General features: G+C 61.4%; 19 protein-coding genes and 1 pseudogene. 7 read left to right on the forward strand and 13 right to left on the reverse strand.

Annotated features, from left to right (window positions below; translation table 11 throughout):
- The 3 genes and pseudogenes from V7M64_RS16155 to V7M64_RS16165 form a co-directional block, all read right to left on the reverse strand.
- Positions 1–720: pseudogene (locus V7M64_RS16155) on the reverse strand (bifunctional aspartate kinase/diaminopimelate decarboxylase); the annotation flags it as partial.
- Between the two features lie 380 nt (positions 721–1,100).
- Entirely contained in the window at positions 1,101–2,615 is a 1,515-nt protein-coding gene (locus V7M64_RS16160; RefSeq protein WP_333680473.1) for a fumarate hydratase, read from the reverse strand.
- 145 nt (positions 2,616–2,760) lie between these two features.
- Positions 2,761–3,372, reverse strand: coding sequence for an outer membrane beta-barrel protein (locus tag V7M64_RS16165; RefSeq protein ID WP_333680475.1), 612 nt, complete (start codon positions 3,370–3,372; stop codon positions 2,761–2,763).
- A 500-nt stretch (positions 3,373–3,872) separates the two neighbouring features.
- On the opposite strand from V7M64_RS16165, the gene V7M64_RS16170 reads away from it, so the two are divergent.
- Together V7M64_RS16170 and V7M64_RS16175 are read left to right on the forward strand one after the other, a co-directional pair.
- Positions 3,873–5,798 carry a S53 family peptidase gene (locus V7M64_RS16170; RefSeq protein WP_333680476.1) on the forward strand — a complete coding sequence of 642 codons (1,926 nt, stop codon included), beginning with the start codon at positions 3,873–3,875 and terminating at the stop codon, positions 5,796–5,798.
- 104 nt (positions 5,799–5,902) lie between these two features.
- A complete protein-coding gene (locus V7M64_RS16175; RefSeq protein WP_333680510.1) occupies positions 5,903–6,778 on the forward strand; it encodes a PhzF family phenazine biosynthesis protein in 876 nt (291 codons plus the stop codon).
- Between the two features lie 50 nt (positions 6,779–6,828).
- On the opposite strand, the gene V7M64_RS16180 is transcribed toward V7M64_RS16175, so the two are convergent.
- A complete protein-coding gene (locus tag V7M64_RS16180) occupies positions 6,829–7,449 on the reverse strand; it encodes a porin family protein (RefSeq protein WP_333680478.1) in 621 nt (206 codons plus the stop codon).
- 298 nt (positions 7,450–7,747) lie between these two features.
- Here V7M64_RS16180 and V7M64_RS16185 point away from each other — a divergent pair, with 298 nt between their 5' ends.
- From V7M64_RS16185 to V7M64_RS16195, 3 genes are all read left to right on the forward strand, one after another.
- Positions 7,748–9,073 carry an amino acid permease gene (locus V7M64_RS16185; protein ID WP_333680512.1) on the forward strand — a complete coding sequence of 442 codons (1,326 nt, stop codon included), beginning with the start codon at positions 7,748–7,750 and terminating at the stop codon, positions 9,071–9,073.
- 122 nt (positions 9,074–9,195) lie between these two features.
- Positions 9,196–9,732 carry a (2Fe-2S)-binding protein gene (locus V7M64_RS16190; RefSeq protein ID WP_333680480.1) on the forward strand — a complete coding sequence of 179 codons (537 nt, stop codon included), beginning with the start codon at positions 9,196–9,198 and terminating at the stop codon, positions 9,730–9,732.
- Entirely contained in the window at positions 9,729–11,981 is a 2,253-nt protein-coding gene (locus tag V7M64_RS16195) for a molybdopterin cofactor-binding domain-containing protein (RefSeq protein ID WP_333680481.1), read from the forward strand. Before V7M64_RS16190 ends, V7M64_RS16195 begins: the two co-directional genes overlap by 4 nt.
- Positions 11,982–12,620: 639 nt before the next feature.
- On the opposite strand, the gene V7M64_RS16200 is transcribed toward V7M64_RS16195, so the two are convergent.
- The 4 genes from V7M64_RS16200 to V7M64_RS16215 all read right to left on the reverse strand — a co-directional run bounded on the left by V7M64_RS16200 (position 12,621) and on the right by V7M64_RS16215 (position 18,632).
- Complete coding sequence (locus V7M64_RS16200) at positions 12,621–14,543, reverse strand: hypothetical protein (protein ID WP_333680482.1); 1,923 nt, start codon at positions 14,541–14,543, stop codon at positions 12,621–12,623.
- Positions 14,544–14,574: 31 nt separating this feature from the next.
- Positions 14,575–14,766 carry a hypothetical protein gene (locus V7M64_RS16205; protein ID WP_333680483.1) on the reverse strand — a complete coding sequence of 64 codons (192 nt, stop codon included), beginning with the start codon at positions 14,764–14,766 and terminating at the stop codon, positions 14,575–14,577.
- Between the two features lie 19 nt (positions 14,767–14,785).
- Positions 14,786–17,077: a protease pro-enzyme activation domain-containing protein gene (locus V7M64_RS16210; protein WP_333680484.1), complete on the reverse strand. Its 2,292-nt coding sequence runs from the start codon at positions 17,075–17,077 to the stop codon at positions 14,786–14,788.
- Positions 17,078–17,786: 709 nt separating this feature from the next.
- Entirely contained in the window at positions 17,787–18,632 is an 846-nt protein-coding gene (locus V7M64_RS16215) for a hypothetical protein (RefSeq protein ID WP_333680486.1), read from the reverse strand.
- A gap of 473 nt (positions 18,633–19,105) precedes the next feature.
- Here V7M64_RS16215 and fusA point away from each other — a divergent pair, with 473 nt between their 5' ends.
- Together fusA and V7M64_RS16225 are read left to right on the forward strand one after the other, a co-directional pair.
- Positions 19,106–21,145, forward strand: coding sequence for an elongation factor G (gene fusA / locus V7M64_RS16220; RefSeq protein ID WP_333680487.1), 2,040 nt, complete (start codon positions 19,106–19,108; stop codon positions 21,143–21,145).
- 88 nt (positions 21,146–21,233) lie between these two features.
- A complete protein-coding gene (locus V7M64_RS16225; protein WP_333680488.1) occupies positions 21,234–21,731 on the forward strand; it encodes a GreA/GreB family elongation factor in 498 nt (165 codons plus the stop codon).
- 98 nt (positions 21,732–21,829) lie between these two features.
- Here V7M64_RS16225 and V7M64_RS16230 read toward each other — a convergent pair whose 3' ends face one another.
- From V7M64_RS16230 to V7M64_RS16250, 5 genes are all read right to left on the reverse strand, one after another.
- A complete protein-coding gene (locus V7M64_RS16230) occupies positions 21,830–22,111 on the reverse strand; it encodes a hypothetical protein (RefSeq protein WP_333680489.1) in 282 nt (93 codons plus the stop codon).
- 134 nt (positions 22,112–22,245) lie between these two features.
- The gene (locus tag V7M64_RS16235) at positions 22,246–22,701 is read right to left on the reverse strand and encodes a hypothetical protein (RefSeq protein ID WP_333680490.1); all 456 of its coding nucleotides are present in this window, start codon (positions 22,699–22,701) and stop codon (positions 22,246–22,248) included.
- 5 nt (positions 22,702–22,706) lie between these two features.
- The gene (locus V7M64_RS16240) at positions 22,707–23,780 is read right to left on the reverse strand and encodes an RHS repeat-associated core domain-containing protein (protein WP_333680491.1); all 1,074 of its coding nucleotides are present in this window, start codon (positions 23,778–23,780) and stop codon (positions 22,707–22,709) included.
- Complete coding sequence (locus tag V7M64_RS16245; RefSeq protein WP_333680493.1) at positions 23,741–24,247, reverse strand: hypothetical protein; 507 nt, start codon at positions 24,245–24,247, stop codon at positions 23,741–23,743. The genes V7M64_RS16240 and V7M64_RS16245 overlap by 40 nt, the downstream gene beginning before the upstream one ends.
- A gap of 274 nt (positions 24,248–24,521) precedes the next feature.
- On the reverse strand, positions 24,522–24,962 hold the full coding sequence (locus V7M64_RS16250; protein ID WP_333680495.1) for a hypothetical protein: 441 nt from the start codon (positions 24,960–24,962) through the stop codon (positions 24,522–24,524).
- Positions 24,963–24,966: the final 4 nt, after the last annotated feature.

A 24,966-nucleotide genomic window follows, 5' to 3' on the forward strand; every position in this document is an offset into this window, starting at 1 on the left:
CAGGCGCGCACCGGGCACCTGGCGCGGATTGGCGGTGAACATGCCGGCCACGTCGGTCCAGATTTCCACGCGTTGCGCTTTCAGCAGCGCACCGAAATACGATGCCGACGTATCGGAGCCGCCGCGACCGAGCAGCACGGTGCGACCTTGCGATTCGCGCGCGATAAAGCCCTGCGTGATGAACACTTCGCCGAGCTTCGCCAGGCGCGCATTCAACGCGGGATCAGGCTTGGCTTCGACCATCGCCGAGAGCAGCTTGGTGCGCTCGTTCTGGTTGGGCAACGCGATCGCGGCAAGACAGTCGCGCGCATCCACCCACTGCGTAGATAGGCCCGCGTGCGAAAGAAACGCTGCGCCCAGCGCGCTGGACATCAGCTCGCCATGCCCCTGCACCAACGCAGACCACGCCAGTTCGCCCATCACCGCCGGCCCTTCTTCGGCCAGTTTGCCCAGCTCGCGCAAGCGCTCGGCGAGCGTACCCGGCACGGTGAGCTGCATGTGATCGAGCAGGTCGTAATGACGCTGCGCGATCGCTTTGTAGGCCTCGATACGTTTGCCCTTGTCTTCCTGCGAGCACAGTTGTTTGAGTGCGTCGGTGATGCCGGTCAGCGCGGACACGACCACCATCACGCGGGCGCCTTCGGCGCGGCGACTGGCAACGAGTTCGCGGATGTTCTGCCAGCGCGGCAGGGTAGCGACGCTGGTGCCGCCAAACTTCATCACGATCCAGGGTGCGCCGGTGGAAAGCGGCGCGGGGGCGTTCGAGGTCACGGTTTCTCTGTCTAGGGTTGCGGGAAAAGTCAATTCCCCCAGTGTTGCAATGCATCAGCCGGAATGCAACCGAAAATTTGGCATAGCGTTTGGATGGCTAAATGCTTGCGGCGATTTGCCCCCTCTCCCCGGAGGGGAAGCCACGCACCATTGCCGTCATTCCCGCGAAAGCGGGAATCTATTTGGCTCTAAAGCCAAAAGCGAAGATGGATTCCCGCTTTCGCGGGAATGACGGCCGAAGAATTATGTGTTCCGGCAAGCCTTTGCCCCTCACCTCAATCCTCTCCCCGGAGGGGAGAGGAGGCCAACGTATGCGCTACGCGCATGATTTATTCAACCAAGACGGGAATCTTGCCGATCTTCGCCTGCCACTCCCGTGGCCCGGTCTTGTGCACCGACGTACCTGCCGAATCCACCGCCACGGTCACCGGCATGTCCTTGACCTCGAACTCGTAGATCGCCTCCATGCCCAGATCCTCGAACGCCAGCACGCGGCTGGCCTTGATGGCCTTTGAGACCAGGTAGGCGGCGCCGCCGACGGCCATCAGGTACACCGACTGGTGCTTCTTGATCGCCTCGATCGCCGCGGAGCCGCGCTCGGCCTTGCCGACCATGCCCAGCAGGCCGGTCTGCGCCAGCACCTGCTCGGTGAACTTGTCCATGCGGGTGGCGGTGGTGGGGCCGGCGGGGCCGACCACTTCGTCACGCACCGGATCGACCGGGCCGACGTAATAGATGAAGCGGCCGGTGAAATCCACCGGCAATCGCTCGCCCTTGTTCAGCATGTCGACCATGCGCTTGTGCGCGGCGTCGCGGCCGGTCAGCAGCTTGCCGTTGAGCAGCAGCACTTCGCCGGGTTTCCAGCTGGCGACTTCCTCGCGCGTCACCGTATCGAGGTTCACGCGGCGGCCCTGGGAAGAGTCGTAGGTGAGCTTGGGCCAGTCTTCCAGCGAGGGCGGATCAAGCATCACCGGGCCGGAGCCATCCAGGGTGAAGTGCGCGTGGCGGGTGGCGGCGCAGTTGGGGATCATCGCCACCGGCAGGTTGGCGGCGTGGGTGGGGTAATCCCTGACCTTGATGTCGAGCACGGTGGTGAGGCCGCCCAGCCCCTGCGCGCCGATGCCCAGCGCGTTGACCTTTTCGTACAGCTCCAGCCGCAGCTCCTCGGCGCGGCTTTTAGGGCCGCGGGCGATCAGGTCCTGGATATCGATCGGCTCCATCAGCGCCTCCTTCGCCAGCAGCATGGCCTTCTCGGCCGTGCCGCCGATGCCGATGCCCAGCATGCCAGGCGGGCACCAGCCGGCGCCCATGGTCGGCACGGTCTTGAGCACCCAGTCGACGATGGAGTCGGAGGGGTTGAGCATCACGAACTTGGACTTGGCTTCCGAACCGCCGCCCTTCGCCGCCACGATCACGTCGACCGTGTCGCCCGGCACGATGGAAACGTTGATCACCGCCGGCGTGTTGTCCCTGGTGTTGCTGCGCTTGCCGGCCGGATCGGCCAGTACGCTCGCGCGCAGCTTGTTGTCCGGATGGTTATAGGCGCGACGCACGCCTTCGTTGACCATGTCCTCCAGGCTCAGCGTGGCATCCCAGCGCACGTTCATGCCAACTTTCAGGAAGACGGTGACGATGCCGGTGTCCTGGCACAGCGGGCGATGCCCTTCGGCCGCCATGCGCGAGTTGATCAGGATCTGCGCCATGGCGTCTTTCGCGGCTGGCGATTCCTCGCGCTCGTAGGCCTTGGCCAGGTTGGTGATGTAGTCGACCGGGTGGTAGTAGCTGATGTACTGCAGGGCGTCGGCGACGGACTGGATCAGATCGTCTTGCTTGATGGTGGTCATGGGCGGCGGCTTCGACTTGAGGAGAAAGCCCCGCAAGCCTTGCGCTCACGGGACACAACCGCCGTATTGTGCGCCCAAACCGGGCCGCGCACAAAAAAAAGACGGCCGCGCGGGGCGGCCGTAAATAGAGTGGAGACGCCTTGAATCAGTAGCGGTATTCGGCCTGCAGCGAATACATGCCGATGCGGGTGTTCTTGTTGTATTCGTTCTCCGGCATGCGGTACGTGTCGTAAGCCAGGCCAAGGCTGAAGTTCTTGTTGAAGTTATAACCGCCGCCCAAACCGAAATATTCGCCAGTGCGGGTGACGGCGTCACGGCCACGATCATTGACGTTGGCCGTCATCGTGCTTGCTTCGTACAGGCTGCGCGCGCGGAACCAGCCAGCGCGGGCACCTACGTACCACTGTTCGTTGATGTTGTAATTGAGGTTGCCGCCCAACAACCAGCCACGGGTCTGTGCCTGCTCGCGAATGACGGCGTTGTCGGTAGCCAGGCGCGCCGTGGCATTGCCCAAGAAGCCGTAACCGGCTTCAACACCGTAATCCACCACGCTGTTCCAGCGATAACCAACGCGCAACGCGCCCGCCTTGCCCGTCTTGCTGAAACTGTTGCCCGCAACGCCCGCGAACGGATTGTCCACGTTGTAACGCGACGCACCCGCATTGGCGTTCGCAAAGAAATGACCCTCATCGGCCATCGCCACGGACGATGCCGCACCCAATGCCAATGCAATAGCGATCACTGCAAACTTGCGCATGAAAAGGACTCCTTGATGTATTGAACGAAATTCCGCCGTCGAACCGCGCAAAAGGGAAAGCGGTTCCAGGCGTAAAAATTTTGCAAACGCTAACGGATCGCTTCGCCGCTGCCTAAAGAAATGCCCTGCACTCGGGTAGGGATTCGCTCACCCAAACCGTTTGTTCAACTTAGTGCACACGATTTTTGTAGCTCGCTACCCAGGGAGGACTACACACGCAGCCTCGATGTCTTCCATTGAATCGAGACAACTCATAAGAATTCACCTGCACATGACATCCTGTCTGCCCACATGCATCTCAGGCACTTCCAGGTTTCATGGCAGCGCTATAGGCTCATCTCAGCGGCGCGATGCTGGTCGTCAGGGGAGGCGGACGACGTCGCTGGGAAGTCGACCATCAACCATCTGCGCAACGACATCGTTCGGGTGCGGCAAGGGGAATGTGCTTTCAACCTTTGCCTGCATGCGCACATGCCGGCGTGCTCATTAGGGAGAAGCACATGTTTGCAACGCTGCATCGCAAGTCGCTTTCGTTGTCCCTTGGCCTGCTGCTCACCGGCGCCAGCGCCGGCGCATGGGCCGCAAGCGCCCTACCCGCGGTGGATGCCGGCGCCGCGCCGGCCGATCAGACCGTGCACGTCACGCTGGTGCTGAAACTTCACCACCAGGCCGCGCTGGAGGATTACGTCCGCCAGACCGTGACGCCCGGCAGCGCGCACTACCAGCAATTCCTCACCACGCAGCAGTTTGCGCAACAGTACGGCGCCACCGACGCAGAGATCGCGCGCGTGCAGTCCTACCTGAAAAGCCAAGGCTTGAGCAGCGAGGTATTGCCCAGCCACCTGGCGATCCGCACCAGCGGCACGCTTAGCCAGTTCGGCAAGCTGTTCCAGACCTCCGTCCACAACTACGTCTCGCGCGAGAACGGCCATCGTTTCCACAAGCCGGCAACCTCGCCGCAGATTCCCTCGGCCATTGCCGACGTGGTCGACGTAGCGGCCGGCCTGAGCAGCGAGAAGGTCTATCGCCCGCATCACGTTTCCTCGCGGGCTTTCGCATCGCTCGCGGCGGCGAATGCAAAGCTCGTCGCCGCGAATAACAAGAGCGCCGGCGGCACGAACAGCAATCCGACTGCATCGGGCGTGCCCGGCGAATACACGGTGGGCGACGTCGCCAACTTCTATAACATCAACCCGCTTTATCACCGCGGCGTGGTCGGCAAAGGCTCGACCGTGGGCATCGTGACGCTGTCCGATTTCTACCCCAGCGACGCGACCGCCTACTGGTCCGACATCGGCCTTGCGACCAAGCCCAATCGCATCACGCAGGTGCACGTGGATGGCGGCGCCGCGATCGATGGCGGCAGCGGCGAAACTTCGATCGACGTGGAGCAATCCGGCGGCGTCGCACCGTACGCCAACATCGTCGTGTACGACGCGCCCAACACCACCGACGGCTACGTCGATGCGTTCGCGCAAGCCGTGTCGGACAACATCGCCGACAGCATCTCCACCAGCTGGGGCCTGCCGGAAATCTTCAATTTCGCGGCATTGAATGTGACCGGCGCCAGCAACACCGACACCACCGACGTCGGCGACCTGCGCGCGTTCCACAAGATCTTCCTGGAAGCGGCCGTGCAGGGACAGTCGTTGTTTGCGGCATCGGGCGATTCGGGCGCGTATGACACCGTGCGCGATCTTGGCGCGGGCACCGGCGTGGGTGAATACACCGCGCCGCTCTCGGTGGATTCGCCGGCTTCCGATCCATACATCACGGCCGCTGGCGGCACCACCACGCCTTATAGCTATCAATTCGGCACCGGCCCAACGCAATCGGTCACGCAGGAAAGCGTGTGGGGTTGGGACTATCTGCAGAATTACTTCAACCAATACGTTCGCCCGATCAATCTGTTTGCCTCCGGCGGTGGCGGCGGCGTGAGCGTGTATTGGCACAAGCCGTTCTATCAGCAATTCACCTGGGGCATTCGCCGCAGCGAGCCGAACCAGTCACTGGTCTATAACGATCCCAGCGCCGGCCCGACCACCCTGCTGCAACTGCCCAGCCATTTCGCGGGACGCAACGTGCCGGATATCTCGTTGAACGCGGATCCGGAAACCGGCTACATCTTCGTCTCGACGGTGGATGGCGGCCTGGCTTCCGGCGAAGGCGGCACCAGTTTCGTGGCACCGCAGCTCAACGGCATTACGGCATTGCTGCGGCAGAGCACGGGCCATCGCATCGGCTTGTGGAACCCGCAAGTGTATGCATTGCAGAACATCTTCGGCTACGGCTTCTTCTCGCCGTTCAACAGCGTTCGTGCCGGCGACAACTGGTTCTACGACGGTGCACCGCGCTACAACCAGGGCGCTGGTATCGGCACGTTGAACGTGGCGAACCTGGATGTGTTCCTGCGTAGTGGGTTCTAAGTCGTAAGAGGGCTCCCTCCCCCGCCACGGGGGAGGGAACTTCCCTGGCTGACGTGCGAATGCCGGATGCTAGGATGGCGCCCCATCCGCCATATCGCATGCGTATGCCCATCACTCGCCGCTTCATGCAGCTCGATGTCTTTTCGCGCCAGCCGATGAAAGGCAACCCGCTTGCCGTCGTCATCGATGGTGATGGCCTGGACGACACCACCATGCGCGCCTTTGCGCGCTGGACGAATCTTTCCGAGACCGCCTTTCTGTTGTCGCCCACGACACCGGAAGCGGATTATCGCGTGCGCATTTTCACGCCGAAGCAGGAATTGCCGTTTGCCGGACACCCCAGCGTCGGCAGTGCTTACGCGGCGATTGAAGCAGGACTTGTCGATGCGGGTAAAACCCGACTGATCCAACAATGCACCGCTGGTTTGCTGCCAGTGATGATCGAACATCCTGGCGCGGAGCGCTTCATCCACGTGCAGGCGCCGCGCCCTCGATTGCAAAGCGTCGGCGCCGACGTCCGTCGCGATCTATCCGAAGCGCTAGGCGTGCCGCTGAGTGATGAGCACATCCGCCTGGCCGATGCCGGCCCGCTGTGGTGGGTGTGCGATCTGCGCGAAGCGACACGCGTGCGCGCGCTGCAACCGGACATGCATGGCATCGTCACGCTGAGCGAGCGCCACCGCACCATGGGCGTGAGCGTATTCGGCCGTGAACCGGCCGGCTCCGCGCAGATGGCCGTGCGCGCTTTCTGCCCTGGCGACGGCATACCGGAGGATCCCGTCACCGGCAGCGCCAATGCCGCGATCATGGCTTTTCTTGCCGAGCGTGGCGACGGCAGCTACGGCCGCGATTACCTGGCCAGCCAGGGCCGCGAAGTGGGTCGCGACGGATACGTTCGCGTCAAGCGCGATGCCGTGGACGGAAGCATCACGATCGGCGGCCAATGCGTGGCATTGATCCAGGGCAGGCTCGATCTCTAAAAAACAACGGCCGCATGAAGCGGCCGTTGCTTGCTGCATGACGCGAAAACTCAGAAACGATATTCCAGCGTGCCACCGTACATGCCGGTGTTGAAGTGGCCGGAATAGATGCCATTGGCGCGACTGTTGTAATAGTCGTAGTTGATGCTGATGCCCAGGTGCCTGGTGAAATCGTAGCCAAAGCCAAAACCGGCATAGATGCCGTCGCCGTTGCGAGTCTCGGAAACCGAGGACAGACCGAGCTGATCGCTGGCCCTGCCCGAGGTATGCGAATGGAACCAGCCACCGCGCGCCGAGAAGAACCAGCCGTAATCGCCGTAGTGCAGCTTGAACACGCCCCCCAGCAATTCGCCTTGCGTCTTGATGGAGATGTGGATGGGATCGTACCTGCCCACGACGTTGTATACGGCGTAGTTGTCGCTGCCGGTCACTTTGCCCAGGTCGACGTACCCCGCTTCGGCACCCCAGGAAATGGAGCCGGCATTCCACAGATAGCCCGCGCGCAACGCCCCGGACATGCTGGTGTTGTCCTTGTTCTCCAAGTTCCTGATGTTTACGTTGGACCCGGCAGCTTCTCCGTTGATGAAGAAGTTGCCATCCATGGCCATGGCCGTGCTGGACGCAGCAGCCAGGGCGGCCGCCATGGCCGCTTTGGAAATCCATTTGTTCATTGAAACCCCTGATGTGGATGATTGTTGGCGGATAAACGCAACGTCCGACCACTTCCCTCTTGCGCCGGTGCATGCGCGCAAGTTCCTGCGCCCGCTCGAGTTTCGGCGGGCGGTGCATTGTATGAAACGTGATGCGACGCGCAAAGATGGCCCGATGGCGCTGGCTCTTCGGCGGCGCGCAACCATCGCCGTCATTCACGCGAAAGCGGAAGGGGATAGCGGCCAGATCGAGTTGCCTCGCTTGCTGTCAATCGCCGCGATTGCCATGCTCTGCCTTTCCATTCCAGGGGCTTTACCCATGACGTCACCGGCTACCGGCTATCAGCGCAGTCTTCGCCTGCGAGACGCGGCGTTGGTGGTGATTGGCGGCATCATCGGCGGCGGCATCTTTCTCAATCCGGGCATTGCCGCGCAGCGCACCGAATCGGGCCTGGCATTGCTGTTGATGTGGGTAGGCGCCGGGGTGCTCACGCTGCTGGGTGCGTTGTGCTACGCCGAACTGGGCGCGCGCCGGCCGCATGCCGGCGGCAGCTATGTATATCTGCGCGAAGCGTTCGGGCCACTGGCCGGCTTTCTGTTCGGCTGGACCATGTTGCTGGTGATCTATTCCGGCTCCAGCGCGGCGGTGGCCACCATCTTTGCCAGCTATGCCGCAACGGTATTTGGCCTTCCAGCGGGCATGGCCACACCGCTGGCGGCAGGTGCGCTGGCGCTGGTGGCGCTGATCAACGTGTTTGGCCTGAAGTTCGGCGTGCAGATGCAGAACCTGTTCACCCTGTTGAAGCTGCTGGCGGTGGCAGTGCTGGTGGTGTGCGGACTGTTCCTGGCCGGTGTCGGTACCGGAACGCCGTGGCTGGCGACCGACTCCGCGCGCGGCAACGTCGGCTTCATGAGCGCGGCACTACCGGTGCTGTTTGCCTACTCCGGCTTCACCTACCTCAACAACCTGGCCGGCGAAGTCAAAGAGCCGCAACGTACCCTGCCCCGCGCGCTGCTGCTTGGCATGCTGGGCGTGATCATCGCCTACGCATTGGTCAACGTGGCGTACCTGGCGGTACTGGGCCACGACGGGTTGGCGCACAGCCGTACACCCGCGGCCGATGTGATGGGCAAAGTGTTCGGCCCGGCCGGCGCCAAGCTGATCGCGGTGGGCATCGCCATCTCCACCTTTGGTTTCTGCAACATCACGCTGGTGGCCGGTGCACGTGTGCTGCAAGTGATGGGGGCAGACGGCTTGTTCTTCGCCAGCGTGGGGCGGCTGCATCCGCGCCATCACACGCCCAACCTGGCGCTGCTGTTGCTGGTGGGCTGGTCGATCGTGCTGGTGTTGTCGGGCAGCTATGGTCAGTTGCTGGATTACGCCACCTTTGGTGATTGGCTGGCCTGCGCAGTCGGCGTGGGTACGTTGTTCTGGTATCGCCACCGCCAACAGCACGAAACGGTGTCGTTCCGTACGCCCGGTTATCCGCTGCCGCCACTGATCTTCATCGCTACCATCGGCCTGGTAGTGGTGCAAAGCCTGCGTACAAGTTTGGTGAATACGGGCATTGGCCTGGCCATCATGGTGGCCGGCATTCCCGTCTATCTGGTTTGGCGAAAAGTGTTCAATCCCGTGCGCTCCTGACAGGCAAGCCGGCCGGGATGACAATCCGGGCCTGCTTGCCGATGCTTGTTCAGTCCGACGCATCCCTAAAATCTTGCGGCAATGCCACAATGCGCGGATAGGTATGACGGAGACACCACCCGATGGCGCAAGACCACGCCGCGCTGCCCACTAAGCCGACGGACATCACCCCCACTCCCGTTCGCGCTGGCATCGATTTGCAGATCAATGGCGAGCACTACCGCCATACCGGCGATCCGGCGATGCCCCTGCTGTGGTACCTGCGCGACGTGCTGCGGCTGGACGGCACCAAGTACGGCGGCGAGCACGGCGATGGCGGCGCGGATCTGGTGCTGGTGAACGGCAAGGCCACTTCCGCCATCAATACACCGATGAGCAAGCTGGCCGACAAGCAGGTCATTACCGTGGAAGGCTTGGTCGGCGCGAAGGGCAACCTGCATCCGCTGCAACAGGCGTTTATCGACGAAGACGCCATTGGCTGCGGCTACTGCACGCCCGGTTGGCTGATCGCCTCGATGGATCTGCTCCATCGCAACAAGGATCCTTCCGACAACGACATCGACGGGCTGCCCAATCTTTGCCGCTGCGGCTGCCAGACACGCGTGCGTCAAGCGATCAAGCGCGCGGCCATGGCGATGAAGCAGGGAACCAAGGCATGAGCGGCACGATGCAGCTTTCGCGCCGCCGTTTCCTGCACGTGATGGCGGGCGCCGCCGGCGCCCTGATCGTCGGCATCCGCAGCGCCCGTGCAGCCAATGCGCCGGTGCCGCCGGACATGCTGGGCGATGCGCTTTACGACTTCGGCATGTTCGTGCGTGTGGACGCCGATGGCACCGTGCTGATCGGTTCGCGCGATCCGGAAACCGGTACCGGCGTGGCTACCTCGCTGGCACGCATCATTGCCGACGAAATGGATGCCGATTGGCAACACGTGCGCGTGCTGCCGCTCGGCCTGGGCGTGGAGAACGACAACGGCAAACCGCGCTGGCTGTATGGCCAGCAAGTCGGGGGCACCGGCAATTCGATCCCGCGCGCCTGGCGCGACCTGCGCTCGGCCGGTGCGCTGGCACGCTGGCTGCTGATCCAGGCCGCCGTGCCGCAACTGGGTGTACCGCCGGAAAAGCTGCGTGCGGAACTGGGTGCGGTGATCGCACCCGACGGCCGCCGCCTCGGCTACGGCCAGCTTGCTGCCGCCGCCGCGAAGATCGCCCTGCCGCACGGCGCCATCGCGCTGAAGACGCCGGAGCGCTACACCCTGATCGGCAAGCCCGCCGGCGACGCCAACGCGCGCGCGATCGTCACCGGGCAAACGGAATACGCGCTGGACCAGCACTTCGGCGACGCGCTGATCGCCGTGCTTGCGCACTGCCCGTGGCCGGACGGCCAACTCACCGGACTGGACAGCAGCGCGGCGCTGGCCATCAAGGGCGTGGTGAAAGTGATCGAGCTCAAGCCCGATCCCCACCTGCCGCCGGGCGAAACCGTGATCGCGCCCGCCGTGGCCGTGATTGCCGAAAGCACCTGGATTGCCTTGCAAGGACGCAAGGCGCTCAAGCTGCAATGGAAACCCGGCACCAGCGGCAGCGAAAGCAGCGCTGCGCTCGAACAACAAGCCACCGCGCTCATCAACAGCGATGCAGCACCGACCACGCGCATCCGCGACGACGGCGACATCGACAAGGCCAAGCGCAAAGCCGCACGCCGCGTCGAAGCGGTCTATTACCAACCGTGGCTGGCGCATGCCACCAGCGAGCCGATGAATTGCCTGGTGCGCCTGGATAAAACCAGCGCCACGCTCTACGTGCCCACCCAATCGCCGCAACAGGCGTGGACGGTGGTGCAACGCCTTACCGGGCTGGCACCGGACCAGATCGACATCCGCGTGCCACGCATCGGCGGCGGCTACGGGCGTCGTCTCGATCACGACTACGTCGCCGAAGCCGTGCTGCTGGCGAAGGAAGTCGACAAGCCGCTGCGCCTGTTCTGGACGCGCGACGAGGACCTCACGCACGACTACTACCGCTCCGGTTGCGTGCACAAGTTCCAGGCCATTCTTGAAGCGAAGCGCCATGTGATTGCGTGGAACCAGCGCGTGGCGAGCGCGTCGGCCTTGACCGGCCGCGGCGTGCCGTCCGATCACTTATGGACTTCGGAAGTCGGCGTCAATCAGTTTCCTGCCGGCTTCGTGCCGAACTACCGCAGCGACTGGTTCGGTCTTTCCTCCGCGATGCCACGCGGCTCGCATCGCGGCATGCCGCATCTCACCAATGCGTTCGCGGTGTGCAGCTTCGTCGATGAAATCGCGCATTCGCTGAAGGAAGATCCCCTCGTCACCAACCTGCGCCTGATCGGCGAGCCGCGATTGATTCCGCAGCAAGGTGGCGGTGCCGTCGATACGGCGCGGCTGGTCAACGTGCTGAAGCTGGTGACCGACCGCATCGGCTGGAAAGATTGGCTGCACTCGGTGAACGGCTTCGGCCTCGCCTGCTGGTACATGGACGGCGCATACGTCGCGCATGCGATCGAAGTGGCGATGCAAGGCGAAAAGCTCACCATCGAACGCGCCGTGTGCGCGGTGGATGTCGGCCGCGTGATCAACCCGATGGGTTTGGAAGGACAAGTCGCCGGCGCTACGCTGGATGCCTTGTCAACCGCGCTCAATCTCGCCATCACCGTCAAGGACGGCAAGGTGCAGCAAAGCACCTGGAAGGATTACCCGCTCGCCAGCATGGCGCAGTTGCCGCGCACGGTGGAGGTGATTACCGTGCCGGGCGAAGGCGATCCGGCCGGTGCGAGCTTTCTCGCCATGCCGACCGCGGCGCCGGCGTTGGCGAATGCGGTGTTTCGGGTGAGTGCGGTGCGGGTGCGGCGGTTGCCGTTGATGAAGGAGTTGTTGCGGTTGTTGTGAGTGGGCGGGGCGCGCTTTTTCGTGCTGGAGGTGGTTGGGTTGTTGCTCTGCTTCGCCGTTGTGAAGCAAGCAGGCTGCGGCGGAAACTGACCACGCGGTTGAATGGGAGATTGCCTGCGGCGCTTTCGGACCCTAAAGGGCCCGAGTCACTTTTCTTTGCTGGCCCAAAGAAAAGTAACCCAAAGAAATGGCCTGAAAAGCTCATGGCGCTAGGCTGTTTACAAGCCTGGAGGTTTGACGCCATGCCTTGGTTGTTGGCGAGCTAAGCCCACACCGCCCCGCTATACCGCAACGCGCCGAAGCACTGAGGAGTAAAAAAAGCAGTGCTCGGCCAAGCTCAGCCAGTTGCGAGCTTTAAGTCCTCAGCGCTTGGGCGCGTTGCGGTATAGCGGGAACGTAGAACCTGTGGCGACCAACTATTTCTAAAAAGCCGTCAACGTTCCGGCTTTTAACTTCCCTACGCCGCGAGCCTTTGAGGCCATTTCTTTGGGTTACTTTTCTTTGGGCCAGCAAAGAAAAGTGACTCGGGCCCTTTAGGGTCCGAAAGCGCCGCAGGCAATCTCTCACTCAACCGCGGCCTAGCTCATTTCCAATGGCTCGTGCGCAAGGCGGCCACGCAAAAAAAACCATTCATCCCACTCAGTGAAATTGATCACTCGCCGGCACCCACGACCCCGACTTCGACGGCGTAGCCCCCACCGGCTTCACCGGCACAAACGTATCCCGCGGACAATTCGGCGGTAGCGGCCCACCACTCACGCGCGCCGCGGCACATTCGGCACTGTTGTCCAACACCACCGGCGCAGCAGGCGCTGGTGTACTCGCAGCTGCCGCCACCTCCGTCTTCGGTATCGACGCATTCTGCGTAGGTAGATTCAGGCGATCGTAGATCTTCTTGTCCAACGGCTTCGCCGGCGGATCGGGATTGTGGCAACCGAACAGCGACGACGGCAGCAATGGCATCACCTGGCATTCGATGCGCACGCCTTGCGGCAAATTGAAGGTGTGCTTCACCGTGGTCTTTTCCACTGCATGGCGCAAGGCGGTATCGACGGAACTCTCGCCTTCGGGCGTCCAGTACTTGTCGAAACGCGTGGGGTTGTAGTGCGGCAGATTGGTGTTGTGCGACATGATTTGCGTATCGCCGCGCGGCTTCAGTTGGATGTAGGTGCCGTTTTGCGTACCGGGTGTGCCGCCGCCCTGCTCGCCCGCCGTATTGTTGCCGGTGCCAGGTGTCGGCGATGGCTGCGTCCCTTGGGTACCGTTGTTTTCGTTCTGCGATTGCGCCACGCCGTTGGGTTGTCCTGGATTTTCCGTTTCGCTGCCCTGGGGCGTGGCGTTGGGCGCGGTGCTCGTGCTGGCGTTGCCTTCGTTGGCGGCTGCATTCGATGGCGACGAGTTGGAGGTAGGCGGCGACGTCGCAGCGGTTTCCTTTTCGCTGCTGGGCGATGTCGATGGCTTGGCTTCGCTCTGCGGCGTCGTGGGCACAGGTGCCGCCGACGGACTCAATTGCGGACGCAGCGACACCTCCGGCACCGCCAAGGTCGGCGCCTGGATATTCAATGCGGGTGCGGCAGGCCTCACGTCGGGCGCCGGTGCGGCCACGGGCGTGACTGGCACCGGCGCGAGTGCCGGCGGCTCCTGCGCACGCACCACCGGGCCGAGCTGCTGTGGCGACGTGTGCTGCACGTTCGGTGTCGCCAGCGGCGTGGCCGATGCCTGCAGATTCACCGTCGGCGCCGCTTGCGCCGGCATCGGTATCGGCTGCAAGGCCGGTGCGGCAGGCGATGCAGGTGCTGCGCTGGCTTGAGCAGGTACCACGCTGGGCATGGGCGTTGGCGCCAGCGACGGTTTTTCCACCGCGATTTGCGGTGCGGTGATGGACGGCGCCGACTGCGCCGGTTGCGTCGGCAACGCGAGCGACGGCAGCGGAGGCATCGGCTGCGTGCCCTCCGCTTGCGGCTTGCGCGGTGGTTCCGGCTGGAACTGCGGCGGCACCGGCTGTGGCACCTGCACCGCCTGCATGCTCAACGGCGGCGGTGGCAAACCTGCCGGCGCGGGTTGCTCGATCGGCTGCGGCGAGGGTTTGGGCAAGGTAATCGGCGGCAATGGTGCCGACGGTTGCTGCTGCGCTTTTTCCGCCGCCGGCGGCTTGGCTTGCGCCACCACGGGCGGCTGTTTCGGCGCCGGCACCGGCGGCTGCGCTACGGCGGCCACCGGCGCCGCAGTGGAGGTTTCATGCGTGGCATGCACCACTTGCGAAGTGTTGCCGCGATGGGTCGGGCCATGCTCCCTGGGCGGCACGCCACGCACGGGCGGTGGTGGTGGGGGCGGTGGCTTGTTCGGGATCAAACGCACGACCAGCATGTTGCCCTTGGGTTCGGGCGGTGGCGGCGGCAGCTCGTAGGGCGAACCGAGAAACGAGCCCAGCAGCACCAGCACATGCACCAGCAGCGCGCCGATCACCCCGGCCAGCTTCAACAGATAGTCGCGCGGCTTCTCGCGCGTACGCCGCCGATAGACCACCGCCCACGTCGCCGCATCGCGCGGCGACTTGATCATGATGACCTTGGATGCGATGGATTCGGGCTGTTCAGGAGGCGAAGGCGACATGGGCGCCAGTGTACCGGGGCAAGCGGATTTCTTGAGCTTGGGAACGCTCTTGCAGACCGGGATGAAATCCCGGCATCAGGCGCCACAAACACGCTGGGATTTCATCCCAGGCCAGTTTCATCCTCTGCCCACAAAAAACCCTGGCGGCCTTGGCCGCCAGGGTTTCGAACATCCGTGCTCACTAACGCCCATTACAGACCGTTGAACGACTTCCACGCCGACAACAGGTTGCTGGCATTCACCGAGCCCAATCCATTGGCGCCGCTCCAGCCGGCCTTTGCCGCATAGGCAGCGGTTGAGCTGTTGTACTTCGTGGCATTGGACGAGGTGAGGCCGACTTGCGTTGGCCCATAGAAGCCCTCGAAGTTCTGAATCGTGCCGTAGAAGTAGCAATCGGGCGTGGTTTCACCCTGCAGCTCGATGCACTGGGTGGAGTTGCCGCCGTCGGTGATGTTGTGGAACACGCACTTGCCGGTGCCCTTGGTGCCGTTGTCGGCATTGCATGCAGCAAGCGTCGACGGTGCGGAACCGGTGGGACCGCCGTATTCGTTGCGTGCCAGCTCATACAGCGTCGGTGCGGCATTGCCTTGATCCATCGATCCACCTGCGCTGGACAGCCCCTGGTCGACCAGCGCCTGGATGCCGGCGAACATCGGCGACGACAGCGAAGTGCCGCCTTCCAGCACCACCGGCGTGGTGAAGTTCGGCGCACACGGACTGGCACCCGTGCACAGAATCACCCAGGAATAACCGCCGTAGGAACCGGCAAACAGCGACACATCCGGCAAGTCACGCGACTGATCCTTGGCCGCGCCGCGCACGATCCGTTGCCACGACGGCTTCGCCACGACCGAGGACGCGCCGCCACTGCCGCTCTCGGAGGTAACGTAATAACCGTAGGGATCGTAGATCATCGCGTTCTTGCAGAACTGCAAGGCACTGCCGCCGATCAGGTCCTTGGCCGCGCGCGTGTTGCCGCACGATTGATTCCAGGTAATTTCCGGCACGTACGACTTGGCCGATCCATACACCGGATTCAACGTACTGTTGAAGTACTTGCTGCTGTTGCCATCGAGCACATCCGCCGTATCCGAACCGCCGACGGCGGTGTTGTTGACCGACGAACCAAACGAATTGGCATCGATGGCCGGCACGCCGTTGATGATCGAACCGTTGAAGCTGGGGTTGGAACCGGAATCGCCGCTGGACACGAACACCGAGATGCCCTCCGCATCCGCCTGCGCCCACATCGCATCGATAGCGGCCTTGCTGGCGGCGTCGGTAAAGCCCTCACCATAGCCATAGCTGGCGCTGATGATGTTGGGACGCGAGGTGCCATTGATCAAATTGCTGGCCGCGGTGAACACGCCACCGAAGAAATTGTTGCTGCCGGTATCGCTGCACGTCGCCACCCAGATATTCGCACCGGGCGCGATGGCGGTGGAGTATTCCGAATCGAGCACGGTCTCGATGCTTTCGCTGTAGGGATCATTGCCACCCGGATCAGTGCAATTGCCGGTGCTCGGCGACAGCTGCGGCTGGAACTGCTGGAAGGTGCCGCCGTAGCCGCCCAAGCCGAACTGGCTGACGAAATTCGGCCAGTCCGACACATCCATGTCCTGGTCTTCCACGACGGCAATATTGACGCCCTTGCCAGTCAGGCCCTGCACATACAACGGCGCGGTGTTATAGATGGTCTGCATGTCATACGGCGCAAAGCCGCGTACGCCACCTTCGAAACTCACCATCGGCTTGGGCCCGCTGCTGGCGTTGGCCGTCTTGGCCGACTGCTGGACCTTGAACCGCTGGGTGGAACCATCGAACTTCGCGATCTGCGGCTGTTGATGCAAAGGTTGCGGCCGGAAATCGTTCAGGCCCGCTACGCCCACCACCACGTTGTGCAAGGCCGAAGGAATGCTGATGTCGCCGTCATTGGCGATGTGGTTTACATGATTGACGATGTAATGATTTTCCTGTGTGCGGAAGGCTTGCCGCACCTGTCCGGCCGTGCCGCTGAAATCGATCTGCATCTTGTTCGGCAACACGCCGTTGACCTTGAAGCCCTGCGAGGTAAGCCAGGCGGTCACCGCGCTGATGTCCGCATTGCTTACGCCAAAGGCTTGCCCGAACTGGCTTGGGGTCACCCATTGATGGAACTTGGATGAAGAAGGATCGTGCTGCGCGGCGATCAGCTGGTTCAGTGCGGCGCTGCGCTTCGCACTGCGCTGCAGGACCAGCTGCATATGGTTCATCGGCGTGGAATCAGCCACGGCACCGGCAGACGGCACCTTGTCCAACAGCGATAGATGCGTATTGCCCAGGGCGGAAACGACCCTGTTGTCGACCGTTTGCGTGACCCGCGGCGCCTCGGTGGTGTCGATACCTGCCAGCGCGGCGTTTGAAGCAGTAGCCAGAGACATCGAAGGCAGCGTGGCGAGCGCTGCCGCAATGCAAACACTGATCATCACATGCTCGGTTTTCACGTTGTTTCTCCATTAAAAAGGAAATGAAAGAAAGCGAGCCCCCTGTGATGTATCTGCCGCATGCACTCGTCGTGGTCACCTCTCTGTAATTGAAGAATGGATAGAGCCATCGCACCGCCGTACGGGCCCGACGCAGCCACAGGCTGCGGTCGCGTTGACTTAAGTTATTTCCCACTTGATCCCCGCCGGACGAGCGCGGAGATCCGATACTGCTCCCAGTTTGTTCTGGACGTCCAGTGCTATTGGTAATTTACATGCACGGATGAATTTAGACGTCTAAATATCTTGGCTATTTAGACGTCTAAATGTTGGCGATAGCTACAGTCGCGTGAAAAACACATGATGACGAATCGCAGTGGCAGCGTTCATTCGAAATACATCGGATTTTCGAGGTAGGGTTTTCGTTCCGACTTACGTCTTGTGCGTTCCGCCGAAGCGATGCATTCAACCCCATGGCAGCCACTCCCGCGAAAGCGCACTGCTGTCCGGCAAGGAATTGGCGTGGCCCCATGTATGTCTGCGGTAACCCATACGGCCGTCATTCCCGCGAAAGCGGGAATCCATTTGCCCTCAGTGCAACAGCAAAGATGGGTTCCCGCTTTCGCGGGAATGACGTCCATACATAGGCTGGCTTGAATTCCAAGCATGGGGCAAAAAACGAAGCTGGGATGTCATTCCAGCCTACAGAGCACCACTTTTCTGCCCCAACCTACGGCCCCGATTTCTTCTTCTCCGCATCCACCGCGCGCGTGGGCGTATCTACCGGGCAACCATAGGGCAGCGGCTTGCCCGCTCGATAATCGGCAATGCATGTGGCCACGTCGGGCTTGGGTATAGACGTGCCTTTCACCAAGGGCGCAGGCGCCATGTTCAAGCGCTCATCGCCATCGGTGGGCGGTGGGGGCGGCGGTGGATCGCCACCGCATCCGCCCCCCAGTGCCGCCAGCGAAATACCGCAATGGATGCGAATGCCGCCCGGTAACTGGATGGTTTTCTTCACCGTGGTTTTTTCCACCGCTTTCTGCAAGGCGTCGTCGATGGCGTTGCTGCTCTTGCGCCAGTAAGGGTCGAGCCTGGTGGGCTTGTACTTGATGATGTCGCGGTCGTGCATGATCTGCGTGTCGCCTTGCGGCGCGCGCTGCACGTATGCCGGCGCGGGCGCACTGGAGGCAGTGGCCGGCAGCACGATTTGTCCGGTGCGGTCGAACAACAGCGGATGCGGCACCGACGTCGCCGGTGCGGGTTGCGGCGCCGGCGCAGACGTCGGCAGATGCATCGTCATCGCATTGTGCGACGGCGGCTCACGTACAGGACGCGGCGGCGGCGTGATCGGCGGCGGCGCAGCTTGCGGCTGGACCGTGCTGCGCGCGATGAAACGCACATGGATGCCCTGATCGAGCTGCACCTGCACCACTTCCGGCGCACGCACGCCCGGCTTCATCTCGTACCACACCGCGATGAAGAAAAAGATATGCAGCAACAGCGCGACCGCCAACGCGCCCCACAGGCGGCGGCGATCGCGCGGCGGTTTGCGCCAGCGCAATTGGTGCAGCATGGCGCGCGTGGGGCCGTCGAGCTGTGCCAGTCCGCGGTGCCGGTCGTGGTCCGGCGGGAGGAACCAGCGATGGTACTCGACCTGGTCAGGGCGTTCGATAAAACATCCTCGGTGTGCTGGTTGGCCGCATCGTGCGGCGCCATGGGTAAGGGATGCCTCACAGACAGCCACCTAGCCCGCCGGTTCCACCGGCATCACATCAGGTTAACGTCAGCGGCAAGCCATCTCCGCATTGCAACTTGACCAATCCGGCCAATGGGAGAAGGCTAACCCAACCGCAGTAGCCAACTGGCAAGCGCCACTGCCGTTCCCCGCCATGACCGCCCTGCGTCCTGGACGCGAAGGACGACCATGACGGCCCACCACGATAGCCGTCCAGGCGCTTGTTCCATGTTCTCAGCGCAGCCGCCCAGGCGAACCATGCCGAGACATCGAACAGGCTCCAGGAGGCCCATGCAGAGGAGGGTCGCATCGTGTCCTATCACACGGAACACATCCGCAACGTCGCGCTCGCCGGTCACGCCGGCGTGGGCAAGACCACCTTGTTCGAAGCCTTGCTGCACGTCGGCGGCGTCATCCAGACGCAAGGATCGGTAGAGCGCGGCACCACGCAATCGGACACCGATCCACAGGAGAAAACGCGCGGCCACTCGATCGACAGCTGCGTCGCCGGCATCGACCACCATGCCTGCCACATCAACCTGATCGACACCGCCGGCTATCAGGATTTCCGCGGCGGAACGCTTTCCGCTTTCACCGCCGTGGAAACCGTGGCGATTGTGGTGAACGCATCCAACGGCATTGAATACGGCACGCGCCGCATGATGGAGCGCGCGCGCGAGCGCGGCCTGGCGCGCCTGCTGGTGATCAACAAGATCGATACCGAGAGCGCCGGCCTGGCGGGATTGGTCGATGCATTGCGCGAGGAGTTCGGCAGTGAATGCCTGCCGGTCAACTTGCCGGCCGACAACGGCAGCAAGGTGCTGGACTGTTTTTTCCATCGCGACGGCGCCACCGATTTCTCGTCGCTGGCCCAAGCGCATCAGCAGATTCTCGACCAGGTGGTGGAGATCAACGAAACCACCATGGGCGCCTACCTCGAGGCCGGTGAAGAAGCGCTCACGCCGCAGCAATTGCATGATGCGTTCGAGCAATGCCTGCGCGAAGGCCATCTGGTGCCGGTCTGCTTCGTCAGTGCGCGCACCGGCGCGGGCGTGAACGAACTGCTGGACCTGTTCGATCGCCTGCTGCCCAACCCCGCCGAAGGCAATCCGCCGCCTTTTCGCAACGCGCAGAATCTGCAACTTCCGGTGGAGCCCGATGCGAACGCACACGTGATCGCCGACGTATTCAAAGTGGTCAACGACCCCTTCGTCGGCAAGCTGGGCATTTTCCGCGTCTGGCAGGGCACGATTCGGCGCGACAGCCAGCTGTTCATCGACGACAACCGCAAGGCGTTCAAGGTCGGCCACCTGTTTCGGCTCAGCGGTAAATCGCACGTGGAAATGGAACAGGCCATACCCGGCGACATCGCCGCCGTGGCCAAGGTGGAAGACATCCATTTCGACGCCGTGCTGCACGACTCGCACGACGAAGACCTGATCCATCTCGAGCCCCTGCGCTTCCCGCAACCGATGTTCGGCCTGGCGCTCGAACCCAGCCACAAAGGGCAGGAGCAGAAGCTTTCGCAGGCATTGTCGCGGCTGTCCGAGGAAGACCCGTGCTTTCGCGTGGAACATCACAAGGAACTGAACGAAACGGTGATCCGCGGGCTTTCCGACCTGCATTTGAAAATCATGCTGGAGCGCATGAAAGAGCGCTACGGCGTGGAAGTGGTGACGCATCCGCCGCGTATCGCCTATCGCGAAACCATTTCCCACACGGCCGAAGGACATCATCGTCACAAAAAACAAACCGGCGGCGCCGGACAATTCGGTGAAGTCTTCCTGCGTGTCGACCCGCTCGACCGCGGTACCGGTTTCGAATTCGTCGATGCGGTCAAGGGCGGCGTGATTCCCGGGCAATATCTGCCCGCCATCGAGAAAGGCGTGCGCCAGGCAATGGAAAACGGCGCGGTGGCGGGCTATCCGTTGCAGGACCTGCGCGTGACGGTTTACGACGGCAAATACCACCCCGTCGATTCCAAGGAAGTCGCGTTCATTTCTGCCGGCAAGAAGGCGTTTCTCGATGCGGTCAGCAAGGCGCGGCCGCTGGTACTGGAGCCGATCGTGGATGTTGAAGTGGCCATTCCCGAACCCAGCGTGGGCGACGTCACCGGCGGCCTGGCCGGCAAGCGCGCGCGCATCATGGGCACGGATGCCAAACACGACGGCGAAATCGTGATCAAGGCGCAAGCACCCTTGGCCGAACTCACCGACTATCCCACCGAACTCAAAGCCATGACCGGCGGCCGCGGCCGCTACAGTCTCGACCTCAGCCATTACGAACCCGTGCCACCGCCCATCCAGCGCCAGCTCTGCGAGGCCTGGAAGCCGAAACTGGACGAAGACTGACGTCGCCACCCCATTCACCGAACGAACCGGGCGACGCCGCAGCCGCCCGGCTTCATCTATTTATTTCATTACGAATAAGGAGGGCCGTATGAGCCGAGCCTTCGTCAAAGACAACGATGACGACACCCCCGAGGTGTTGCCCGAACTGCCGATCAGCACGCACGCCAACTACGTGACGCCGCGTGGCCTGGCTTTGTTGCGCGAGCGCCTGGACAAAGCCACGGCGCGCCACAACGCTTTGAAAGCGAATGAACAGGATGCACTGGCACAACGCAATGAATTGGTCACGCTCGAACGCGAACTGCGTTACCTCCACGCACGCGTCGCCAGCGCCATCGAAGTGGATCTCTCCAAGCAACCGCACGATCGCGTCGCCTTCGGCGCCACCGTGACGGTCGACAGCGATGAAGGCGAGCAGCGTTGGCAGATCGTGGGCGAAGATGAAGCCGATGCCGAACATGGCCTGGTAAGTTACGTATCGCCGTTGGCGACGGCGTTGCTCGGTGCGCGAGTTGGCGATGAGGTGCGCTGGCAGCGCCCGGCGGGCGACATGATGATTGAGGTACTAGGCATCCACTACGCCTAATGCGAACAACACAGGCGGTGCTAATCCTAGCTTGCTTTGCAACTCTGGATGCCGGGATTTCATCCCAGCCCACGCGGTGGCATACAAAGCTTTTGTGATCATCGGTAAAACGTGAAGCCGGACGCTCTCTTGATCATCGCATTGAAAAACGTGACTTTCCAACACTCCTGTATGTTCAATACTGGATCGACTCCTTGATTGCGGGCACTCCAGCCTTCACGCCCCCACTCATTGAGCAACATTGCCTTGGCTTTCTCTCCGGCAATTTGAGCATCCTTGCCGAACGCGATTCGTGTTGCAAAAAAGCCAACTATTGGCTCGCCATCACCTGATGGCAGAGCGATACCTTCAGCGCAAAGAAGTATCTTATAGAAGGGCAAAATGTTCTCCTAGGATCACCTTTTTTGAGTAAGGCACTCCGTTCATTTCATTTAACAAATCCAAGGCGACAATATCGGTGACATTCAGGCAGACCTGATCTTCAAATTCCGAGCATTCCATATCACTCATTCATCTAGTGTTCTCCTGCCAGCTTTCGAGCTTCACCAACGTGATTCTCAAGCGCCTCAACGTCCACTGACCGCCATCCTTTGTCATAACAGATTCGCTGCAATCGTGCGGCAATCATGAGCGTGGATCTTAAAAGTTTTACAGCAGAAGTTCGGCACTGAAACTGCACGCTCGCGCGCGAACCCTCTATGCACTGTATTTGGCACTCGTCACCAACTTCTCTGCGAACTGACAACCAAAAAGACCCTTCCATAAAACGGAGCTCAACCTCTCCTGTCCGGCCCTCTACTAAGTTAATGAGCGCTATAAGCCACCAATCAACGATTACGACTACCGCATCATTCCACTCTCGCTCCGGAAATTGAAATGCTCCGAAGTCAAAAAAAACAATTCCGGTTATCAGACCGCGACCTGTAAAACCGATTGACTCCTCAATCAGCTCGACCTGCAGATCTTGCATAGATGTCACCTGCTTGTAGGGTATGCTGTTTCAATCGTTCGAGTGTCTGTATTGATCCACATTTCTATCTTTGCACCACCAGACTCACCTCGAACAAGCACACGATTTCCCTGAGTAGCAACTCTTTGACCATACCGATACGCTTGACGCACTGCGTTCTCTACTTGGCTGACCGACATACCCTCCGGAAATAGAGTCTTTAGGGAACTAACTCGAGAGCCTCCTACCATATGACCAGATGCGATGTGTTCCATGGCAATGGAGATACGTCGCCAAGCAGGCAAATTAATTGGCTTAAGTACCCTCGCCGCACCTACCTCCAGCCCATCCTCCGGAATAACGGCCAGACCGGCGAATATCCAATCGCTTTTACTGCAGCCCTGACCAGCGGCGCAAGCTCCGAGTGAAGTCCCCGGCACAGCATCAGCCACAGGTGCAACGGTCGCAGCTGCATCAGCTAGGCCCCCATTTATTTCGCTATTCATGGCGGTAGCGGCGGCTTGCGCGTGCTGAGTCATCATTCCGCTCGGCGATCCATTCGCATCGCCCCAGGCCCCGCTGGCAACCCGGCTGAAGCCGTCCGAAATCTGGCGCATGACCCTGCACGCAGGACCACCACAGTCGTCATCCATGCCCGTGGGGTCCAACCCCATAATGGGATTGTTGTTGACGTACGCATATCGATTGAAGTTGAACGCATCACCGGCCCGTGGACTAACAGGTTCGATGCTCAAAAAGTGTCCTGTCGCCGGGTCGTAGTACCTCGCTTGCATGTAAACGAGGTTTGTCTCCGGATCATTCACATGCCCCGTATATCCAGGCCCCTTGGGTGCAGCGCCCGGGGTGGTTGTCCCCTGAGGGGCGTAGGTACCGTAAGGTGTGTACTCAGACGTGGCTGTGATATTCCCGCTCGCATCCGTCTCGGCCAGTGGCGTGCCTTGCGGATCGGTGTAGACGTAGGTGACCGTACCGCCTGTCTGTGCAAGCGCATGCGTGCTTGCAAACATCAAACTCAGCATCAACCAGTGCAGCAAACTCCTTATGAACCTTTTTGCTTGCCGCTTCTTACTGATTTCCATGATGTAGCGTCCTTAATTGTCAAAGCTGCGATGGATGACCGATTAGCACTGACAAGGCGTATGGAAACTAGCCGCCGGGAACGATGCCATTGGCCATCGCTCCGATGACCTTCCACCCCGAAGGAAATCGAAAAGCTCGGACACGTATAAGGCATGGGTGCGGGCGTGCTTTCATAACCGCTACCGCCCAAGGGTGGGCATACTTCCAGCTGCGCCGCACCATGTTGGTAGATCACGCCCGTTATGTTCGTGCCCCGCCCTTCGATCAAGAAACCCGCCGAACTCCAGGGGAGCTGATAGCTGTTGTCGAGCCACCACTCCGTGGTCTGCCAGAGCGTCTGGTTTCCGATCTGATCAAAGGTACGGTCGAGTTCGAGACCAAAGGCTGTCTGGTTGGACGCGATGTAGATCAGGCTGATGAGGGAGCCCCTCATAGCCACCGCGCACTTGCCGTCAGGTATGGACATATGAAGGTCCTGCGTGGTGACTTCCCTACCGAGGCGGATGCCAAACGTGCGGCAGAAGCGGAGCTTGCATGCGTCAAGCGTGGCGCCGCCACCTTTGCGCTGGATCTGGCCGTGGGTAGGCCCGATGTTTTTCCAGAGATGCCATGAAGCTCGTGGGCTGGCCGGAGGCAATCACAGCGTACGAATGGATCGTTTCTAAAGCCACGCACAAGCTCGACAGTAACAGGGACTATCTCACTTCACTGGAACTGGAAAACAAATCACCGGCGAGCGATCAGGCTGCATTATTAGATGAGGAAGACCCGCCAGCCCGTTCAACGATGTCATGAAACAGAGCAGCATCAAACTCGAGACGACGCTTTACGGCCCAGCGGGCCGCTTCGTCGATGGCTAAATGTGTAACGTGCTCAATGTACGCCGGCACATCTTCAGCAAGCTCTTCAGGCAGTGCAACTTGAACCATGAGCGCCGCTAATTTTTTAAAGTACGAACCGGTACGAACTCCGCTGAATTCCGGTTTGAGCATATTTCCCGGAATGTGAAATACAACGTTCAATTTTAAGGGCGATGTATGGGTCTTCGCGACGCCATCAATCCGCCAACTCAAATCCCAAACTGCATCTTTCCAGCGGTGACTATTGGTGCCACTTCCTCCAACAAGTGTGCCAAAGGTAAGAATCTCGACTTCTTTATCTTCGGGTTCTTCAAGGGCCATTTTC

The sequence above is a fragment of the Dyella sp. genome, from assembly GCF_036746095.1.
Lineage (GTDB): Bacteria > Pseudomonadota > Gammaproteobacteria > Xanthomonadales > Rhodanobacteraceae > Dyella_B.

Bases quoted from the DNA above. Each gene is read 5' to 3' on its own strand.
- V7M64_RS16215 (WP_333680486.1), bottom strand. From the start codon at position 18,632: ATGCTGCACCAATTGCGCTGGCGCAAACCGCCGCGCGATCGCCGCCGC.
- V7M64_RS16195 (WP_333680481.1), top strand. From the start codon at position 9,729: ATGAGCGGCACGATGCAGCTTTCGCGCCGCCGTTTCCTGCACGTGATG.
- V7M64_RS16160 (WP_333680473.1), bottom strand. From the start codon at position 2,615: ATGACCACCATCAAGCAAGACGATCTGATCCAGTCCGTCGCCGACGCC.
- V7M64_RS16180 (WP_333680478.1), bottom strand. From the start codon at position 7,449: ATGAACAAATGGATTTCCAAAGCGGCCATGGCGGCCGCCCTGGCTGCT.
- V7M64_RS16165 (WP_333680475.1), bottom strand. From the start codon at position 3,372: ATGCGCAAGTTTGCAGTGATCGCTATTGCATTGGCATTGGGTGCGGCA.
- V7M64_RS16240 (WP_333680491.1), bottom strand. From the start codon at position 23,780: ATGGAAATCAGTAAGAAGCGGCAAGCAAAAAGGTTCATAAGGAGTTTG.
- V7M64_RS16225 (WP_333680488.1), top strand. From the start codon at position 21,234: ATGAGCCGAGCCTTCGTCAAAGACAACGATGACGACACCCCCGAGGTG.
- V7M64_RS16250 (WP_333680495.1), bottom strand. From the start codon at position 24,962: ATGGCCCTTGAAGAACCCGAAGATAAAGAAGTCGAGATTCTTACCTTT.
- V7M64_RS16190 (WP_333680480.1), top strand. From the start codon at position 9,196: ATGGCGCAAGACCACGCCGCGCTGCCCACTAAGCCGACGGACATCACC.
- V7M64_RS16205 (WP_333680483.1), bottom strand. From the start codon at position 14,766: ATGTTCGAAACCCTGGCGGCCAAGGCCGCCAGGGTTTTTTGTGGGCAG.
- V7M64_RS16235 (WP_333680490.1), bottom strand. From the start codon at position 22,701: ATGCAAGATCTGCAGGTCGAGCTGATTGAGGAGTCAATCGGTTTTACA.
- V7M64_RS16200 (WP_333680482.1), bottom strand. From the start codon at position 14,543: ATGATCAAGTCGCCGCGCGATGCGGCGACGTGGGCGGTGGTCTATCGG.
- V7M64_RS16175 (WP_333680510.1), top strand. From the start codon at position 5,903: ATGCCCATCACTCGCCGCTTCATGCAGCTCGATGTCTTTTCGCGCCAG.
- V7M64_RS16185 (WP_333680512.1), top strand. From the start codon at position 7,748: ATGACGTCACCGGCTACCGGCTATCAGCGCAGTCTTCGCCTGCGAGAC.
- V7M64_RS16170 (WP_333680476.1), top strand. From the start codon at position 3,873: ATGTTTGCAACGCTGCATCGCAAGTCGCTTTCGTTGTCCCTTGGCCTG.
- V7M64_RS16245 (WP_333680493.1), bottom strand. From the start codon at position 24,247: ATGTCCATACCTGACGGCAAGTGCGCGGTGGCTATGAGGGGCTCCCTC.